This window comes from Roseburia sp. AM59-24XD, from assembly GCF_003478445.1.
GTDB lineage: Bacteria > Bacillota > Clostridia > Lachnospirales > Lachnospiraceae > Jutongia.
In genome coordinates, this window is sequence record NZ_QUET01000007.1 from 27,259 (window position 1) to 45,476 (window position 18,218).

The following is an 18,218-nucleotide window of genomic DNA, read 5'->3' on the forward strand; positions in this document are numbered from 1 at the left end:
TCTGTAAAGTTTCGGACGTAATCAGCCGATAAGAATAATAACAGAAGATGCAGTAAATTATGTTCGCAAAGGAAAAGGAGGTTCGGGAACATGAGTATATCATCAATCAACGGAGTTGGCGCATACAGCGCAGTGACTGCTGCAGAGACAGAGAGCAAGGCGGCAAAGGCGGCAGAGACAACCGACAAGCAGGTCAAGGAGGACGCTGCAGTATTTGAGAAGAGTCAGGATACCAAGAAGGACAGTGCTAATCAGATTTATAATAGAGACAACGTGATCGCAAAGCTGAAAGCAGATCAGCAGACACGTCTGGACAGCATGAACAGTCTGGTACAGAAGCTTTTAGGAAAGCAGGCAGAGAAGTTTAATCTGGCAACAGGAACCAATCTGGCAGCAACCTTCCGTGAGATCGCAGGAAAGGTTGACCAGCAGACGATTGACGATGCGAAGGCATCCATCGCAGAGGACGGTTACTGGGGCGTTGAGCAGACATCAGACCGTATGGTCAGCATGGCAATCGCTCTTTCCGGTGGAGATACCAGCAAGGCAGATCTTATGATGGAGTCTCTTGAGAAGGGTTATAAGCAGGCAACAAAGGCATGGGGTGAGGATCTTCCGAAGATTTGTCAGGATACCGTGGACGCAGCCAAAAAGAAAATGGAAGACTGGAAAAACGGTGTCACAACAGCAGAGGATTATTCCAAGTATCTGAATGAGTAATTTTAGAATAATGTGGCACTGCTGCTGAGAAGAAAGCGGCAGCTGCCGGACAGAAGTTACATAGAAAAGACCGGGACATTGCGGATCATATGCGGTGTCCCGGTCTTGTTCATCGTGTATAGAAAACTGCCCATTTTTATTCCGGTAAACGTGTGCGGCACAGGAGAACATCGTAGTCCTGATACTGCTCCTTTGCCTTCTTTAATGCCATGCGGGCGAGGATCTCATCCTGATAAAGTCCGTATGTGGTAGGACCGCTGCCGCTCATCAGAGAACCAATCGCACCGTTGTCGGAAAGGAAACGTTTCAATTCTGCAAGAATCGGATATTCCGGGATCGTGACTGTCTCAAGTACATTGGAAAGTCCTCTTGCCAGTGTGGCATCGTCGTGACGGCGGATGCAGTCGATCAGGTGCTCCGTGTCCGGATGGGACGTAATCTCGTCCAGCTTTAGATGCGTGTAGACGTAGCCGGTACTCACAGAAATGTCCGGCTTGATCAGAAGCACCCACAGAGGGGAAAGATCCGGAAGTCTGGTCAGGATCTCGCCGATGCCCTCGGAGAGCATTGTTCCTTTCTGGAGACAAAACGGAACATCCGCACCAAGCGTTACACCGAGGTCACAGAGCTGTCCGAGCGTCAGACCGAGACCACACAGCTCGTTGATGCCGATCAGCGCAGCGGCACAGTCTGAGCTGCCCCCGGCAAGACCGGCTGCGGCAGGAATATTTTTTTCCAGATAAATATCAATACCATCCGTGATATGACAGCGCTCCTGCAGAAGCTCGCTGCTTTCCAGACAAGATTCTTCTCCGGAGGGATATGATCCGGCAGCTCCCGGTTCATGGAAAAATAAATGCCGGGCTCGGCAGTCTTCTTGATCGTTAGCTCATCGTACAGGTCGATCGTCTGCATCAGCATGCGAAGGTCGTGATAGCCGTTCTCACGTCGCCCGGTCACATCGAGCGACAGATTGATCTTGGCAGGTGCCTTTATGGTAATCGTATCGTTTGTCATCAGAAACACTCCCCTTTCCGGCAATGCCACGTTGTATTTGGCAAAGCCATGCGCAAGTGAACAAGCTCCCCGGCGCTTCGAATTCATGATAAACAATTATAGTCAGTATAGCAGGAAATTCCTGAAAACTCAAATATTTCAGAGGAAGCGTCTTCATAAAAAATTAAGTAATTTTCGTTCTATATCCGGCAGAATCCCTTGAAAATGAAAACAGGATATGGGATAATAATTTGCAAAACAGAGTTTTTATGTAGTTTTTTGTGCGAAAGAAAATGGGGGATAATACAAATGAAACGCGCAGTTGTTGTGTTGATTGTTTTAGTGGCTGTTTTTGCGGGCTTATTATCGCATCAGCTGGGGAATATAAAGGCGGGGTCTGAGAGTGCGGCAGACACCTCTGACACCGGATATGAATATTATACCGGAGACGATGAGAAAGATGAGGACTCCGGTGTGAAGAAGACCAAGAAAAAGAGTCCGCTGATCAAGGTGGACACGAAAGAGGACAGCATCACTGTTCTGGTAAACCGCGAGTATCGCATGAGTGCGGATTATATTCCGGCTGATCTTGTGGTGCCAAACGTACGGTTTAGTTTTTATGGTACCTTTGAGAAGAGCTATGTGCGCAAGGTGACAGCGGGTGCGCTGGAGAAGCTGTTTGCGGCAGCCGAGCGGGATGGCGTGATCTTAAAGGCTGTGTCCGGGTATCGTTCCTATGCGAGACAGAAGGAGATTTACGACCGGAATGTGAGCAGCCGCGGTAAGTCAGCGACCGATCTTGTGTCCGCAAAGCCGGGCAGCAGTGAGCATCAGACGGGACTGACTATTGATGTGTCCAGCGAGGCGGTGGATTGCGCGCTGGAGGAAAGCTTTGGAGATACCTCTGATGGCAAATGGCTTGCGAAAAACTGCCATAATTACGGATTTATCATTCGATATCCTAAGGATAAGACGAAGATCACCGGATATTCCTATGAACCATGGCATATCCGTTATGTCGGCAGGAGCTGGCGACATATCTTTACAAGAAGGATCTGACGCTGGAGGAATATTATAAAACAACCACTGTGGATCAGCAGATCAAGGAGCCGGAGGGCAAGATACGAGATGTGCCTGATGATGACAAGAATGAGCCGGTAATGACAGCGGCTCCGACGCCGAAGCCGAACCGAAAGGTGGGCAGAGTAAAGCCTGTTATTACTCCGTCCGCAGCTCCGACTGCGACAAAGAAGCCGGAGGCAACGAAGAAGCCAAAGGCAACCAAGAAACCAAAGGCAACGAAAAAGCCGGAGGAGAAACCGAAAGCAACGAAGAAACCCGTTGCCAAGCCGACAAAGAAACCGTCCGTACAGACACCGACGACAGATCCGGCAGAGAGTACTGTGGCGCCGGCTGTCCCGGATCCGGGACAGGGCGGTCAGGAGACGACCGAGGAGAATACGGTGCCTCAGACAGAGTAATGAGGCAGCTTATAAGGCAGGAATAAGCATCATCATAAGAATGGGAGAACACAATGAGAACAATCATAATCGTAATTTACCTGATATTGTATTATATTTTTAGTATACCGGCATGGTTCGTTGGCTGGATCATCGGCAAGATCAATCCGGATATGAAGCCACGGTATGCGCAGACCCTGATCCGCAGGGCATTTAAGGATATTTTGTTTATTGCCGGCGTGAAGGTGACGGTCAAGGGACAGGAAAATGTGCTGCAGGGTGAGTCGGCAATGTATGTCTTCAATCACCGGAGTTATTTCGATATTCTGGTAGGTTATACAACCGGACCAATGCCAATGGCGTTTGTGTCCAAGGATGATCTTGCGCATGTTCCGCTGATCACCCGCTGGATGAAGGCAATGAAATGTCTTTTCCTGGATCGCAATGATCTCAAAAAGGGGCTTCAGACGATACTGGAAGGAATCGAGCTTTTGAAATCCGGACATTCTGTATTTATTGCTCCGGAGGGAACGAGAAATCACGGCGATGAGCTTCTGGAGTTTCATCAGGCAAGCTTTAAGCTGGCGGAAAAGTCGCATCGTCCGATCGTTCCGGTGGCGCTGAACAATACCGATGAAGCATTTGAAAATCATTTCCCGTGGATTCACAGCACACACGTTATTGTTGAGTATTGCAAACCGATCTATATGGATGATCTGGAGAAGACCGAGAAGAAGCATGTTGCAGAGAAGGTTCGTGAAATTATCGGCGAAAAGGTCAAGAAAAATGCGGCAGAGTTGTAGATGGGTATTTTCAACGGGACGAAAATGTGGTATTCTTAAGAACAGTTTGAAGAAAGGTTTGGTTGAAGAATTATGAACGAATGGATGATGTTCATGCCGTTATTTGCAGTAAAGGCATGGGTAGTTGTTACGATTATTGTTATTATTGCACTTGTTGCAGGTCTTGTTGCACTCAGCATCTATGGTAAGAAGCTGCAGAACCGCCAGGAGGAGTCACAGAAGCAGCTTCAGGCAGCAGCACAGAATGCATCATTTCTTGTTATTGACAAGAAGAAAATGAAATTAAAGGATTCGGGGCTTCCACAGCTTGTGATCGACCAGACGCCAAAGCGTTTCCGTGGTCAGAAGGTGCCGATCGTAAAGGCAAAGATCGGAAATCAGATTATGTCATTAATGTGTGATGAGAAGATTTTTGAGCAGATTCCGGTGAAGAAGTCTGTAAAGGCAAAGGTAAGCGGTATCTATATCCTTGAGGTCAAGGGATTGCGTACCAATCTTGAGACACCGACAGGAAAGCGTTCCTTCCGCTCGCGGATGCAGGATAAGCTGACCGGCATGCAGGCGAAGGCAAAGGCTGCCGCTGAGAAGACGGATAAGAAGTAAGAGGCTGATCCCGGTATAGGAAAATGTTCGTAATATAATGCTAATTAAGGGCAAAACGTTGGTTTTGCCCTTTTGTGCTTCAAATTGCAAGATCTCCGGTATTATTGTACCAGAATGGACATCGTGCATTCGCTGACCGGGCTGCCGTTCATGTTCAGGGAGTAGCTCAGCTCCACGCGGATCTCGTTATCGTTTTCGATCATTTCCAGATGGGTCGTGTCAATGCTCAGAGGCAGGGCACCGATCGGTGTCTGATAAAGGGTGTTGTGGGAGATGCCCGGTGAAAAATGCATTTTCATCGGTGTGTCCCCTTTTTTGGTCAGAACCACATTATTGGCATCGAGCTTAAGCATACATGGCACCGCGATTGGAGGTACATCGTCCTCAAGCTCAGGATATTCCTCATAGCGTATAATATGCTTGCCCCGGAAATAAGCATATTTGCCGGGCTGCTTTGTCTCGATGGTATTTTCATCCTCGTCGGTCAGATGGCGGCCGGTAATGGAGATCAGTACATTTTCTTTCATGACAATCCTCGTTTCTGTATTTGGGTTACCCCTATTGTACGGGAAGATACATGGAATGTCCAGTGCAGTTCGGAAGGGGATGTTCGATCCGGTGATGGAGCTGTTGCAAGCTGATCATAGAGAGAAAACATCCCCTAAAATGTACTCTGTGATTCCGTCGAACAATCAGCGAAGCTTGTCAGTGATCCAGTCGCAGGCGGCAGAATGTATTTCAAGAGACTCGTATTCCTCCTGTGAAAGAGAATCCTGAAGCTTTTCCTTGGAGTCGTCAGGGACAACAGCGTGGGTCTCATCGACAAAGCACAGGCTTGGGAACAGGACGCACCACCAGTTGTGACCGGCTGCGGAGCCGATCCGGACACAGAGTGCTTCATAATTGCCGGCAGGAAAACGCAGATCGCCATAATCCTTCACCGGAAAATATTGATTGCCGAGAGTGACTTTGACCGGGTAGCCATAGCCCGCTCCGGCGACTGTTTCCTGTGCTTTCTGTTGGATCTTCGGGATCCGGGTGATGATCTGGCGGCGGGCATCCCGGACGGAGGCCGTTTCGGACAGACTGCTCTGCAGGTTTTTGATAATGGAATCACGTACCTTCAGCTTGAGTGCCTGATCCTCGGCTGTGTCGCTGTTTGCGATGACATGAAGGCGGATGACCCGGGAGGCAATACCCTGCTGGATCGTTTCTGCAGATTCCTGCCGGTATAGAACCGAGGTGTTTGCGTGGTCGGCGGTTGATGTAAGTGTGGTCATAGTCCCGGACAGTGAAGTTTCAAAATGCAGAATGCGCAGTCCCAGCAGAAGAAGGGTAAACGCCATGGCATACAGGAAAACTAAAATCAGCATTTTTGGTGATAATATGGTTGGAAGCTGTTCCAGAAGGACCCAGCGCACTTTCTTTGTGTTTTTGTTCTTGTCTGATATACGATACATAATAAAATCCTTTCGCTTTTTATTTGTCGACATGAAGATTTTTGCCGGATTGCCGAAAAATATACACGGGAATCGAAAAGATGTCGAAATACCATTTACGAGAATCTTATGAATTTATGAAAACCACCTGATAATGATGCATTTTAGAAAAAAATATGCTATGATAACCACATTAGAAAGGCGTGATAAAAGTATGAATTATTCAGAAAGAGGCAGAGCAGCAAACGGCTCTGCAGGGAGAAGCAAAACTTCATATGGTACAGGGCGTGCAGCCTCCCGCGGAACGGGACACGGCACAGCTTCCTACGGTACAGGCAGAGGTTCTGCTTCTTATGGCACGGGTTCCGGAAGAAGCGCATCCGGTTCCGTCGGAAAGAGACCGGCAGCGGCGGCATCGTCAGGAAAGACCGGAAAGACAAAGCGCAAGAAGAAGCATCCAAGCTTCGCTTGTTTTTTAAGATACTTTTTTTGTTGATCCTGTTAGCAATTCTGGCGGTGGTGGCACTGTTTTATTTCAAATACGGCAACACACTGCTCAAGTGGCAGGCAGAGGCGAAGAAGATGATCGCTGCCTCTTCCGAGGATACCTTTAAATCCTCCGAGGCAAGTTTTATTTATGATTCCAATGGCAAGGTTCTGGCAAAACTCAAAGGTGATCATGATTCCTACTACCTGACCTTCGACAAGATTCCACAGTATGTAAAGGATGCATTTGTCGTAACGGAGGATCGTGATTTCTATAAGCATGCCGGTTACGATCCGAAGGCACTGGTCAGCGCAGGTATCACCCTGTTTATGAACAAGCTCAGGGGACAGGATGCGACGCGTGGTGCAAGTACGATTACCCAGCAGCTGGCCCGTAATATTTTTACGGACTATCTGCCGTACACGGATAAGTCATATTCCCGTAAGGTCAAGGAGATCTTCGTTGCCACGGAGATGGAGAAGAAGTACTCCAAGGATCAGATTCTGGAATTTTATATCAACAATGTATTCTTCGCAAATGGCTATTACGGAATTGAGGCAGCGAGCCGCGGCTACTTTAGTAAGTCGGCGTCAGAGCTGAGTCTGGCTGAAGTGGCATTTGTCTGCTCGATCCCAAACCGTCCGCAGAGCTACGATCCGCTGGAGCATTTTGACAATACGATCAAGAGAAAGAACCGTATTCTGGATCAGATGTTGTCCCAGAAGTTTATCTCCTCTGCGGAATACAGCGATGCGTATTATTCGGATATCGTGATGAATCCGGCGAAGGAGATCAAGAATCAGAATTATCTGACGACCTATGCGGTAAGCTGTGCTACCAAGGCATTGATGCAGAAGCAGGGCTTTGAATTCCGGTATGAGTTTTCTTCAGATGCGGATCGGAGCAGCTATGATGCAGAGTATAAGGACATGTACGAGGAATGCTACAAGTTACTGCATACGGCAGGATATAATATTTATACGACACTGAATAAGAAGATACAGGCGAAGTTGCAGAAGGCGGTCAATGAACAGCTTTCTTCCTTCACGGAGAAGAAAAAGGGTGTTTATGCCATGCAGGGAGCGGCAACCTGTATCAACAATAAGACCGGTAAGGTTGTGGCGATCGTTGGCGGACGTAAGCAGAAATCGACGACCGGGTATACGATCAACCGTGGTTTCCAGAGCTATCGCCAGCCGGGAAGCTGCTTCAAGCCGATTGCGGTATATACACCGGCGCTGGAGCGTGGTTATACCGCCAACAGTATTGTGGATGACACCTATTTCAAGGATGGTCCGCGAAATGCGGATGGACGTTATCTCGGCAAGATTCCGCTTCGCACAGCGGTTGAGAAGTCCAAGAACGTTGTCGCATGGCGCTTATTTCAGGAGATGACACCGGCGGTAGGCCTCAGCTATGTCAAGAAGATGAATTTCTCCAAGATCGTTGACAGTGACTATGTGCCTGCGGCATCCCTTGGTGGACTGACCAATGGAGCAAGCACCGTAGAGATGGCATCTGCCTATGCGACACTTGCCAACAACGGAAAGTTCCGCAATCCAACCTGTATCAAGAAGATTACAGATTACGACGGCAATGTGATCGTCAATATGAATAAGCTCACAAAGCAGAAGCAGGTTTACAAGCCGGAGGCAGCGGAAGCGATGACGGATATCCTCAAGGGTGTTCTGGTGCGCGGTACCGCAGCCGGCAAGCAGCTCAGCAATATGGCATGCGCCGGTAAGACCGGAACGACCAGTGATAAGAAGGATGGCTGGTTCTGTGGTTATACACCGTATTATTCGACCGCGGTATGGGTTGGCTACGATAATCCGAGAGCGGTAAGTAATCTGTACGGAAGCACATATCCGCTTTACATCTGGCATGAGTTTATGGGAGAATTGCATAGCGGTATGGAATATGCGGACTTCGTATATGATAGACAGTAACAGCAGCACAGATGCAGCCGCAGCAGAGTGCAAAGCCCAAGATGGTATCTGTACAGTCTGCACCGGCACAGGAAGCAGTGCAGCAGCGTATATTACCGGAGGGACAGATCAACCGCCAGAGCATTCCTGATACAGCCCCGGAGAAGATGGATGCGTCCGGAGCAGCGGCAGCAGATATCCGGCTGCAGTCGGAGACCGGAAACGCAGAGGTTCCGAAAGTGGAAGCCCCACCGAAGAAAGAGCATCTGATTTCTGTCAGCACATCGACGTCAAGACCGATCCGCCCAAAGACATCTGCACTTGATACAATCTCGGAAGAGACAAAGTCCATGGATGCACCGGAGGAACAGGATCATACCGTAGAGATTACGATCAAGCTTGATGTGGCAGGCATCAAAAAGAAATTCTCCGATTTTAAGAAAAAGCTTGCCCCGGAGGAGAGAACTCTGGAGGAAGTAAATGCAGCAATGGAGGAGAACCGTCACCTGCAGGCAGAAAAACAGCAGGAGAAAGCAGAATCTGCCGCCGAAAAGGGAGCAAAGCTTGCTCAGAAAACTGCCGTAGCGGCAAGCAGTATGGGCAAAAAGCTTTCCGGCATGCTTCACAAAAAGCCGGAAGAAGCAGCCACGATGGAGATGGATGGAGTCGTCAATGCAGAAACGGAAGCACAGGCAATGGATGGCGAGATCGTACAGCTTGAGGGTGAAGCGGTAGAGGAGAACCGTTTTGCAGAGAAACTCAACGATCTGAAGGAGGTTATTCCTCAGAAGGCCGGAAAGGTAACTGATTGGGTGACAACAGTTGTTATTATTGCATTCTGTATCGGAATCGCATATTTCCTGGCATCCTTTGTAACAACCTATGTGGCACATCAGACAACCGTAGAGGGTGAGTCGATGGAACCGACGCTGACGGATGGTGACAGTGTGATCATTCAGAGACTGTCCTATTATTTTGCGGATCCAAAGAGATATGATGTAGTGGTATTTCCGGTAAGCTATGATGATGGAACCGCTAAGAAGACATATTATATTAAGAGAGTGATCGGTCTCCCGGGAGAGACGGTACAGATCATTGACGGCAGTGTTTACATCAATAATGAGAAGCTGGATGATGATGTCTACGGCGCAGCTGCGATCAATGAGGCGGGCATTGCAGAGAATCCACTGGTTCTCGGTGAGAATCAGTATTTTGTGATGGGTGATAACCGCAATATGAGTACAGACAGCCGTAATTCATATGTCGGTCTGGTCAACAAAAACGACATTATTGGGGAGGCATGGCTTTGCACATGGCCGCTGAACCATTTTGGTGGAGTTAAAAAATAAATCCATTAACGCCTCTGTGAAAGCAGGGGCGTTAAATAAAACGCAAAATAAACAGAAAAGAAAAAAGAGGCGAGACTGTGAAACAGAGCATAGAGGAAATAGAAAAGAAGCGAGGCTGTGAAACAGGGCATTGAGCAAACAGAAAAGAAACGGGAATTTCAAACCGAACAAAGAGCAAAAAGCGCGATTGCTAAATAGAATGTAGAATAAAATCGAGAGGAGAATACGCAAGATCATGAAATCAATCCGGGATATTAAAGAAGAATTTCAGAATGCGGCGGATCTGGCAGAAAAGGAACGGATCGCACAGTCATACAGTGAGGATAACAGAAAGGGAGTTCAGGATCTGATCGTAAGAGTGAAAAAAGAGAAGGAGAAGCTTGCGGCGGAAATTACACGTCTTCAAGAAATGAAGTTTTTTGAGCGCAAGTATGCGGATTGTTCGGCAATCTGTGGAATCGATGAGGCGGGAAGAGGACCGCTTGCCGGACCGGTTGTTGCAGGTGCCGTGATCCTTCCCAAGGATTGTCAGATCCTGTATCTGAATGATTCCAAACAGGTGAGTGCATCAAGAAGAGATGAGCTTTTCGATGAGATTCGGGAAATGGCGGTTGCAAGTGCGGTTGGAATTGTAAGTCCGCAGAGAATTGATGAGATCAATATTCTTCAGGCAACTTATGAGGCGATGCGTCAGGCAATTGATGGACTTGGCATAACACCGGATATGTTGCTTGTGGATGCCGTGACGATACCAAATGTTTCGATCCGGCAGACAGGAATCATTAAAGGGGACGCCAAAAGCGTATCGATCGCAGCGGCAAGTATTCTAGCCAAGGTGACAAGGGACCGTATGATGGAGGAATATGATAAGCTGTATCCGGAATACGGATTTGCAAAGCATAAGGGCTATGGCTCCAAACAGCATACGGATGCAATCCACGAATATGGTCCTTGTCCGATCCACAGACGGACATTTATTCATAAGTTTATATAGAGTTGACGGTCTGCTCTGCATTAAAATTTGTATAGACAGGTTTCGACGGAAGGAAGATTTTATTTTGCGCTACAGGGATTGTGGTCGTGACAGGAAGTTTACAGACGTGGAATGAAAGGAGAGGCTATATGGAACAGGACGGATTTCAGTATTTTCACAGTCCGAACCGGGAGAAAAAAACGGCGGTTGCTCTGGAATATGAGCCGACGGATCAGGCACCGAAAGTCATCGCATCCGGACAGGGTTATATTGCAGAAAAGATCATTGATACGGCGAAGCAGTCTGACATTCCGGTACATAAGGATGAGAAGCTTGCGGGAAGTTTAAAGAATATCGAGATCGGGGAATACATTCCACCGGAGCTTTATCAGGTGGTGGCGGACGTGCTTGTCTTTGTGGATGCTATGGATCATATCAAGGATAAGGTGATGGATCACCGGAAGGAACGATAAAATTAAGCGTAAATTAAACAGAATGATTTGACAAATGCCGGCGGTTGTCTAAAGAGAATGTGAGGAAGAAAGCACCGGCGTGAAAAGGAGAACAATGTATAATCGACGGGAGATTGGGAGTCATTATGAGGATATTGCGGCAGAATATCTGGAAAAGCAGGGCTATGTGATCCTGCAGAGAAATTACCGTGCCGGGCGTCATGGCGAGCTGGATATCATTGCCGAGGATCCGGCAGGACTGCTTGTGATCTGTGAATGCCGTTACCGCAGGAAAACCGGGTATGGTGATCCGCTGGAATCGGTGAATATGGCAAAGCAGAGGCAGATATGCCGCACAACGCTTTATTATTACAAAGAGCATGGTTACGGAATGGATCATGCCTGCCGATTTGACGTGATTGCCGTCAGCGGAGACGGGTCGCTTTCACATATCAAAAACGCATTTGAATTTATATGATGCCGCGGTAGAAAGTATAAAGGAATTTATACAGCAAAACGGGTTAAATGGAGATTGATGGAATGGAACAGAAACTGATACGGAAAAGACAGGACGAATTTGAGGCGGAGGGAAAGGAATATGCCGCATATTATGACAATGAGGAGACGATTCTTGAAGAGAGATCGAAGGTTCCTTATCTTCATTTTGGCTCCTTCGACCGGCAGGAATGGCTGCAGCTTTCCTTTTCAACAAGACTTGGGGGCGTCAGCGACGGATATCTTTCCTCGTTGAATCTGGGCTGGGACCGCGGCGAGGGACGGGAAAATGTTTGTGAGAATTACCGCCGTTACTGCGAGAGCATCGGAGCGGATCATCAAAAGCTTGTGCTGTCGGATCAGGTGCATGAGACAACGGTAAAGTATGTGGATCCGAATTTTTGTGCCGGAGCGAATATCGAGAAGAAGCTAAAGGCGGTGGACGGAATGCTTACAGACATTCCGGAACTGCTGCTTGCAACCTCCTATGCGGATTGTGTGCCGTTATTTTTCTGTGATCCCAAGAAAAAGATCATCGCATCCTCGCATTCCGGCTGGAAAGGAACGGTTGCAGGGATCGGTGAGGTGACAGTACACAAAATGCAGGAGATGGGCTGTACACTTTCAGATATCGAGGTGCTGATCGGACCATCAATCTGTCAGAGCTGTTATGAAGTAAGCGGCGATGTGGCAGAGCAGTTTCTGGAGAAGTACCCACAGGAAGAAGCTTCTCAGATTGTGACGGAAGGAAGGGTGACCGATGAGGGAGAACAGAAGTATCAGCTTGATCTTTGGGCAGCAAACTGGTTCTTACTGAAAAAAGCAGGCATTCTGCCGGAGCATATTCATCTGTCCGGTGTCTGTACCTGCTGTAATTCAACGTTATTATATTCTCACCGTGCGAGTCACGGGAAGCGGGGCAATTTAAATGGTTTTATCCGTATCAGAGAATGGATCAGATAGAACCCTGTTCCTTTAAGCGTGTTTCCACAAGCTCCTGAATGCGGCTTGTGGCATCCAGAATGTTATTTACGGAAGTATCATGATTTAAGGTGTCAATGATCAGTGAGATGTATGCACTCATGTCGACATTCACATAATATTGCTTATGAAGAAGTTCATTTGGTACATGAACCAGGTTCGTTGTATAAATGTTATCGAAAAGCCCCTTCTCATAAGCGGCATCGATTTCATCCAGTCCATTGGAGAAAAGACCGAAGGTTGCGCAGATGATAACCTTGGAAGCACCGCGCTTCTTAAGCTCTGCGGCAGCATCCATGATCGTCTGACCGGATGCGATCATGTCATCTAAAAGGATGATGTTCTTACCGGCAAGATCATTACCGAGAAATTCCACGGAAACGATCGGATGATCTCCGTTGACTGTGATCGAATAATCCTTTCTGCGGTAGAATGTTCCCATATTGACACCGAGCAGGCTGGCGTAATAAACAGCACGTCCCATGCCGCCCTCATCCGGACTTACGATCATCAGATGCTTATCGTCTACCGGCATATCCGGATTACGATCAAAGATCTCACGGATGAACTGATAGGAGGTATAGAAATTATCAAAGCCGTGGATCGGAATCGCATTCTGAACACGGCTGTCGTGTGCGTCAAAGGTAATGATCGTCTCCACACCCATCTCTGTCAGCTCCTGAAGTGCCTGTGCACAGTCCAAAGACTCATTTGCCATACGGACATTCTGACGTCCCTCATACAGATACGGCATGATAACTGTGATACGTCGTGGAGAACCGCCACATGCCATGATAACTCTCTTCAGATCCATAAAATGATCGTCCGGAGACATCTGTGAGATGCTTCCATGCATTTTGAAAAGCTCACTGTAATTGACGGTGTCTGCAATAATGAACAGGTCGGTTCCTCGGATCGACTGATTGATCACGGCACGTCCCTCGCCGGTACCAAATCGTGGACAGTCATAGGAAACCAGATAATCGTCACGGTCATATTCCTGCATCTTAAAGGAAGAATTGCGGATGCCCGCTTCTGAAAGTGCTTTGTGGCGTCTCTCGATAATAAGCTGGTTGACCTTCTCGCCAAGTTCCTTACAGTTGTTTAATGCAATAATTCGAAGTGGGGCTACCAATAAAGAGTCATGATAATTTATATTTGACATAATCGTTCTCCAATCTGAAATTTTCAATCCTATTCAAAAATATATCGCTTTTGGACGTATCCGTCAATGGTTTCCTTTTGCAATTGGGTGTGAATTTTTCTCAAAGGGCTTTTCATTTTTAATGGTTTATGTTATAAATTAATATGGCTATGTGTGTTTACTCTGTATTTGATCCGTTATTCATTTATTTAAGATTTTGGAGGTATTATTTTGAGAAAGATAAGTAAAACAGCACTTTCCGTGCTTTTATGTGTAACAATGGTACTCACATCCGGCTGCAGTATTGGCAGCAAGAGTAAGAAGGAGACAGAGAAGAAGGCTTCCGAGTATGTCACTCTGGGCGAATATAAGCAGATTTCCATGAAGAAGTCTGATGTTGATGAACAGGTACAGAAGCAGATTGATTCGACGTTAGATTCTTATGCGGAGTATAAAAAGAAAAAGTCCGGCAAGGTTAAAGATGGCGATACCGTCAATATTTATTATGTTGGTAAGATGAACGGAAAGAAGTTTGACGGCGGTACCTGTACCAAGAAGGAGAATCCGGACGGATATAACCTTACGATTGGCTCCGGTACCTTTATTCCGGGATTTGAGGACGGCTTGATTGGTGCCGGCGTCGGTGAGAAGCTTGATGTTAAGGTGACATTTCCAAAGAGCTATCCGAATAATCCGGACATGGCAGGGAAAAAAGCCGTATTTACAGTAACGATCAATTATATCCAGGGCAAGAAGATACTTCCGAAGCTTACGGATGCGTTTGTCAAAAAGAACCTGACTTCGTATAAGTCATTAAAGGATTATAAGGATACACTGCGTCAGCATTCTCTGGAGGATCTGGCATGGGACAGCGTTTACAGTGCTTCCAAGGTGAATGAGTATCCGAAGGCAAGAGTTAATGAGATGTATAAGCAGCTCAACACCTCGATTGTATATTATCTGCAGCAGAACAACTACACGATCTCCGATTATCTGTCTGCACAGAATACGACATCGTCGGATTTTAAAAAGGAGCTGACAAAGACGGCGAAGGAAGATGTCGGTAAGCAGCTTGTTTACGGAGCCATTGCAGAGAAAGAAAATATCGAGATTTCCGATAAGGATTATAAGACAGAGCTTGACAGCTATCTGTCAACCTATAACTGCAAGGATGAGGATGCATTAAATGAGCAGTTTCAGAATTTCTACGGCACGGATGCCAAGCAGCTCATCATGGATGATCTGTTATACAAGAAGGTGAAGACCTATCTGGCAGATAATGTTGTAGAGAAATAATCAGGTAAGGAGGAGCATGTAAAATGGCGAAACCAATTGTGGCGATCGTAGGACGTCCGAACGTCGGTAAATCCACATTATTTAATATGATGGTCGGGGAACGTCTTTCTATCGTTAAAGATACACCGGGTGTGACAAGAGACAGAATTTATGCAGATGTGACATGGCTGAATCACAGCTTCACACTGATGGATACCGGCGGAATCGAGCCGGAGACTAACGATCTGATGCTTAAGCACATGCGTGAGCAGGCCGAGATGGCGATCGAGATGGCAGATGTTGTGCTGTTTCTGACCGATGGCAAGACCGGTCTGGTCGATGCGGATTATCAGGTGGCAGATATGCTGCGCAAGTCCCGCAAGAAGGTGGTTCTTGTAGTAAATAAGATCGACAATTATGAGAAGCAGATGATGGATGTATACGAGTTTTACAATCTGGGTATCGGTGATCCGTTCCCGATTTCTTCCATCGGTAAGATCGGTGTTGGTGAGATGTTAGACGAGATCGTGCACCTGTTTCCGGAGAATCTGGAGGAGGAAGAGGATGAGCGGCCGAGAGTGGCGATCGTTGGTAAGCCAAACGTTGGTAAGTCCTCGATCATCAATAAGCTTCTGGGCGAGAACCGCGTGATCGTATCGGACATTGCGGGAACAACCAGAGATGCGGTTGATACTGCTGTGACCTGGGAAGGCAGAGAGTATGTCTTTATCGATACGGCAGGACTTCGCCGTAAGAACAAGATCAAGGAAGAGATCGAGCGTTATTCGATCCTTCGTACGGTGTCTGCCGTAGAGCGTGCCGATGTGGTCATGCTTGTGATTGACGCAACAGAAGGAATTACGGAGCAGGATGCCAAGATCGCAGGAATCGCTCATGACCGTGGACGGGGTATGATCATCGTTGTCAACAAATGGGATGCGATCGAGAAGGACAACAACTCTGTCAAAAAGTACACCAATGAGATTCGAAAGGTCTTGTCTTTCCTGCCGTACGCAGAGATCGTATTTGTTTCTGCCAAGACAGGTCAGAGACTGCCAAAGCTCTTTGATACGCTCGAGGTTGTGATCCAGAATCATTCCCTTCGGATTGCGACAGGTGTCCTGAACGACATTCTGGCAGAGGCGGTCGCTATGCAGCAGCCGCCATCAGACAAGGGACGCCGGCTTAAGATTTACTATATGACACAGGTCAGCGTAAAGCCGCCGACATTTGTTATTTTTGTCAACAGTAAGAAGCTGATGCATTTTTCATACACCAGATATCTGGAAAATAAAATACGTGAGGCGTTTGGATTCTCCGGAACGCCATTGAAATTCTTTGTCAGAGAAAGGAAGGAAAACTGATCATGACAGCATATATTATCTGTTTGATCGTGGGATACTTCTGCGGATGTATCTCCATGGGTTACTTTGTAGGAAGATTTTATCATATGGATATCCGTACAAAAGGCAGCGGCAATGCCGGTACAACCAATGTGCTGCGTAACCTTGGTAAGATTCCGGCGCTCATCACGTTTGCCGGCGATCTTGTCAAGGCGATCATACCGATCCTTGTGATACGTCTTGTATTTACGCCGGAGCAGTGGTATCTCTGGTGTCTGTATTGTGGGCTTGGTGTTGTTCTGGGTCATAACTATCCGTTTTATCTTGGATTTAAGGGCGGCAAGGGCATTGCCGTGACAGCAGCGGTTGTCATGTCGGCATGTCATCCGCTGATGATTCCGATCGGACTGGCGATCTTTATCGTGATGGTTGCGCTGACACGGTATGTATCTGTGGGATCTTTGTTTGTGGCATGGTATATTCCGGCTAATACATTGATCTTATACAGGGACAACCCTTATTTTGTACATATGATGATCTTAAGCCTGATCTTCACGGCTCTGGCGTACTTCCAGCACCGTAAGAACATTGTACGGCTGATCCATGGCAATGAAAATCCGCTCTGGGGCAATAAGAAGGAAGCGTAGGGGTCAAGAAAGGAATGCAGGACTATGAGTAAAGTAAGTTTTCTGGGGGCCGGAAGCTGGGGGACAGCTCTGGCGATTATGTTAGCAAAGAATGGACATGATGTGACATTATGGTCAGCGGTAGAGGCAGAAATCGATATGCTGGCAGAGCACAGGGAGCATAAAGACAGACTTCCCGGTGTGAAGCTTCCGGATTCGATTGCACTTACAAAGGATTTAAAAGAGGCATGCACCGGATATGACCTGCTTGTCTTTGCGGTAGCGTCACCGTTTGTGCGACAGACGGCAAAGAACGCATCGCCGTATATCCGCGAGGGACAGCGGATTGTCAACGTGGCAAAGGGCATTGAGAATGATACTCTCTGTAGCTGCGCGATGTCATTCTGTCCGAGATTCCGCAGGCAGATATCTCTGTGCTGTCCGGACCAAGCCACGCAGAGGAGGTAGCGATCGGTGTGCCGACAACGGTTGTGGCAGGCTCCGTGAAGCGTGAATCCGCAGAAATAATCCAGGAAATATTTATGAATGAGAGATTCCGTGTATACACAAGCTCAGATATTATCGGTATTGAACTTGGCGGCTCGATCAAGAATGTGATCGCACTGGCAGCCGGAGTGATCGATGGCATGGGCTTTGGCGATAATACGCGTGCCGCGCTGATCACAAGAGGAATTACCGAGATCAGCCGTCTCGGCGTGAAGATGGGCGGTCGCATGGAGACCTTTATGGGTCTTTCCGGGATCGGTGATCTCATTGTGACCTGTACCAGCGAGCACAGCCGGAATCATACGGCGGGCTATCTGATTGGAAAGGGTTATACAACCGATGCTGCGATGAAGGAAGTCAATCAGGTGGTTGAGGGCGTGCATTCTGCCCGGGCGGCAATGGCTCTGGCACAGCAGTATCAGGTCAGCATGCCGATTGTGGAGCAGATCAATAAGGTTTTATTTGAGGATATGCCGGTTCTGGATGCGGTACATGGTCTGTTGGTCCGTGATAAATGTAACGAATATCCCGGACTTGACTGGGACGAATAAACAGCTTTTCCATTCATATATTTAGTATGGGGCTGGAGGCAGCATGCATTTTGATCACAGCATCATTTTGTATGAAGTCGCAGACA

At 47.5% G+C, this 18,218-nt stretch carries 20 protein-coding genes and 1 pseudogene; 16 read left to right on the forward strand and 5 right to left on the reverse strand.

Annotated elements, in window-relative coordinates; genetic code table 11:
* The first annotated feature begins 90 nt into the window (after positions 1-90).
* Positions 91-720 carry a hypothetical protein gene (locus tag DXA20_RS04490; protein ID WP_118559458.1) on the forward strand — a complete coding sequence of 210 codons (630 nt, stop codon included), beginning with the start codon at positions 91-93 and terminating at the stop codon, positions 718-720.
* 136 nt (positions 721-856) lie between these two features.
* Here DXA20_RS04490 and ispE read toward each other — a convergent pair whose 3' ends face one another.
* Both ispE and DXA20_RS16660 read right to left on the reverse strand, forming a co-directional pair.
* Entirely contained in the window at positions 857-1,501 is a 645-nt protein-coding gene (gene ispE / locus DXA20_RS04495; RefSeq protein ID WP_330420645.1) for a 4-(cytidine 5'-diphospho)-2-C-methyl-D-erythritol kinase, read from the reverse strand.
* Positions 1,393-1,737 (reverse strand): hypothetical protein, encoded by a 345-nt coding sequence (locus DXA20_RS16660; RefSeq protein WP_243100535.1) that lies wholly within the window; start codon positions 1,735-1,737, stop codon positions 1,393-1,395. The genes ispE and DXA20_RS16660 overlap by 109 nt, the downstream gene beginning before the upstream one ends.
* Before the next feature lie 288 nt (positions 1,738-2,025).
* Between DXA20_RS16660 and DXA20_RS04500 the strand changes: the two genes are divergently transcribed.
* From DXA20_RS04500 to DXA20_RS04510, 4 genes are all read left to right on the forward strand, one after another.
* The gene (locus tag DXA20_RS04500) at positions 2,026-2,775 is read left to right on the forward strand and encodes a M15 family metallopeptidase (RefSeq protein ID WP_199877052.1); all 750 of its coding nucleotides are present in this window, start codon (positions 2,026-2,028) and stop codon (positions 2,773-2,775) included.
* Positions 2,718-3,197 carry a hypothetical protein gene (locus tag DXA20_RS16370; RefSeq protein ID WP_199877053.1) on the forward strand — a complete coding sequence of 160 codons (480 nt, stop codon included), beginning with the start codon at positions 2,718-2,720 and terminating at the stop codon, positions 3,195-3,197. The genes DXA20_RS04500 and DXA20_RS16370 overlap by 58 nt, the downstream gene beginning before the upstream one ends.
* A 53-nt stretch (positions 3,198-3,250) precedes the next feature.
* Complete coding sequence (locus DXA20_RS04505; RefSeq protein ID WP_118559459.1) at positions 3,251-3,979, forward strand: lysophospholipid acyltransferase family protein; 729 nt, start codon at positions 3,251-3,253, stop codon at positions 3,977-3,979.
* Between the two features lie 72 nt (positions 3,980-4,051).
* Positions 4,052-4,582 (forward strand): hypothetical protein, encoded by a 531-nt coding sequence (locus DXA20_RS04510; protein ID WP_243100536.1) that lies wholly within the window; start codon positions 4,052-4,054, stop codon positions 4,580-4,582.
* 101 nt (positions 4,583-4,683) lie between these two features.
* On the opposite strand, the gene DXA20_RS04515 is transcribed toward DXA20_RS04510, so the two are convergent.
* Complete coding sequence (locus tag DXA20_RS04515; RefSeq protein ID WP_118559460.1) at positions 4,684-5,109, reverse strand: DUF1934 domain-containing protein; 426 nt, start codon at positions 5,107-5,109, stop codon at positions 4,684-4,686.
* A 165-nt stretch (positions 5,110-5,274) separates the two neighbouring features.
* Positions 5,275-6,042 carry a stage II sporulation protein R gene (gene spoIIR / locus DXA20_RS04525; RefSeq protein ID WP_158577134.1) on the reverse strand — a complete coding sequence of 256 codons (768 nt, stop codon included), beginning with the start codon at positions 6,040-6,042 and terminating at the stop codon, positions 5,275-5,277.
* Between the two features lie 193 nt (positions 6,043-6,235).
* Here spoIIR and DXA20_RS04530 point away from each other — a divergent pair, with 193 nt between their 5' ends.
* The 7 genes from DXA20_RS04530 (at position 6,236) to pgeF (ending at position 12,668) form a co-directional block, all read left to right on the forward strand.
* On the forward strand, positions 6,236-6,517 hold the full coding sequence (locus tag DXA20_RS04530; protein ID WP_118559462.1) for a hypothetical protein: 282 nt from the start codon (positions 6,236-6,238) through the stop codon (positions 6,515-6,517).
* On the forward strand, positions 6,514-8,457 hold the full coding sequence (locus tag DXA20_RS04535; RefSeq protein WP_118559463.1) for a transglycosylase domain-containing protein: 1,944 nt from the start codon (positions 6,514-6,516) through the stop codon (positions 8,455-8,457). The genes DXA20_RS04530 and DXA20_RS04535 overlap by 4 nt, the downstream gene beginning before the upstream one ends.
* Before the next feature lie 11 nt (positions 8,458-8,468).
* A complete protein-coding gene (lepB, locus tag DXA20_RS17540) occupies positions 8,469-9,785 on the forward strand; it encodes a signal peptidase I (protein ID WP_330420634.1) in 1,317 nt (438 codons plus the stop codon).
* Positions 9,786-10,017: 232 nt separating this feature from the next.
* Positions 10,018-10,779 (forward strand): ribonuclease HII, encoded by a 762-nt coding sequence (locus DXA20_RS04545; RefSeq protein WP_279222355.1) that lies wholly within the window; start codon positions 10,018-10,020, stop codon positions 10,777-10,779.
* 128 nt (positions 10,780-10,907) lie between these two features.
* Complete coding sequence (locus DXA20_RS04550; RefSeq protein WP_022306869.1) at positions 10,908-11,231, forward strand: EscU/YscU/HrcU family type III secretion system export apparatus switch protein; 324 nt, start codon at positions 10,908-10,910, stop codon at positions 11,229-11,231.
* 94 nt (positions 11,232-11,325) lie between these two features.
* Positions 11,326-11,688: a YraN family protein gene (locus DXA20_RS04555; RefSeq protein ID WP_022306868.1), complete on the forward strand. Its 363-nt coding sequence runs from the start codon at positions 11,326-11,328 to the stop codon at positions 11,686-11,688.
* A gap of 62 nt (positions 11,689-11,750) precedes the next feature.
* Entirely contained in the window at positions 11,751-12,668 is a 918-nt protein-coding gene (pgeF, locus tag DXA20_RS04560) for a peptidoglycan editing factor PgeF (RefSeq protein WP_118559522.1), read from the forward strand.
* Here pgeF and DXA20_RS04565 read toward each other — a convergent pair.
* On the reverse strand, positions 12,661-13,851 hold the full coding sequence (locus DXA20_RS04565) for a ribose-phosphate pyrophosphokinase (RefSeq protein ID WP_118559465.1): 1,191 nt from the start codon (positions 13,849-13,851) through the stop codon (positions 12,661-12,663). The two genes, pgeF and DXA20_RS04565, sit on opposite strands and share 8 nt — an antisense overlap.
* 210 nt (positions 13,852-14,061) lie before the next feature.
* Between DXA20_RS04565 and DXA20_RS04570 the strand changes: the two genes are divergently transcribed.
* The 4 genes and pseudogenes from DXA20_RS04570 to DXA20_RS18315 all read left to right on the forward strand — a co-directional run bounded on the left by DXA20_RS04570 (position 14,062) and on the right by DXA20_RS18315 (position 18,132).
* Positions 14,062-15,126, forward strand: coding sequence for an FKBP-type peptidyl-prolyl cis-trans isomerase (locus tag DXA20_RS04570; protein ID WP_118559466.1), 1,065 nt, complete (start codon positions 14,062-14,064; stop codon positions 15,124-15,126).
* Positions 15,127-15,149: 23 nt separating this feature from the next.
* Positions 15,150-16,469 carry a ribosome biogenesis GTPase Der gene (der, locus tag DXA20_RS04575; RefSeq protein ID WP_118559467.1) on the forward strand — a complete coding sequence of 440 codons (1,320 nt, stop codon included), beginning with the start codon at positions 15,150-15,152 and terminating at the stop codon, positions 16,467-16,469.
* 2 nt (positions 16,470-16,471) lie between these two features.
* Positions 16,472-17,095 carry a glycerol-3-phosphate 1-O-acyltransferase PlsY gene (plsY, locus tag DXA20_RS04580; protein WP_022306863.1) on the forward strand — a complete coding sequence of 208 codons (624 nt, stop codon included), beginning with the start codon at positions 16,472-16,474 and terminating at the stop codon, positions 17,093-17,095.
* Positions 17,096-17,119: 24 nt separating this feature from the next.
* Positions 17,120-18,132 (forward strand): annotated as a pseudogene (locus DXA20_RS18315) (NAD(P)H-dependent glycerol-3-phosphate dehydrogenase).
* Positions 18,133-18,218: the final 86 nt, after the last annotated feature.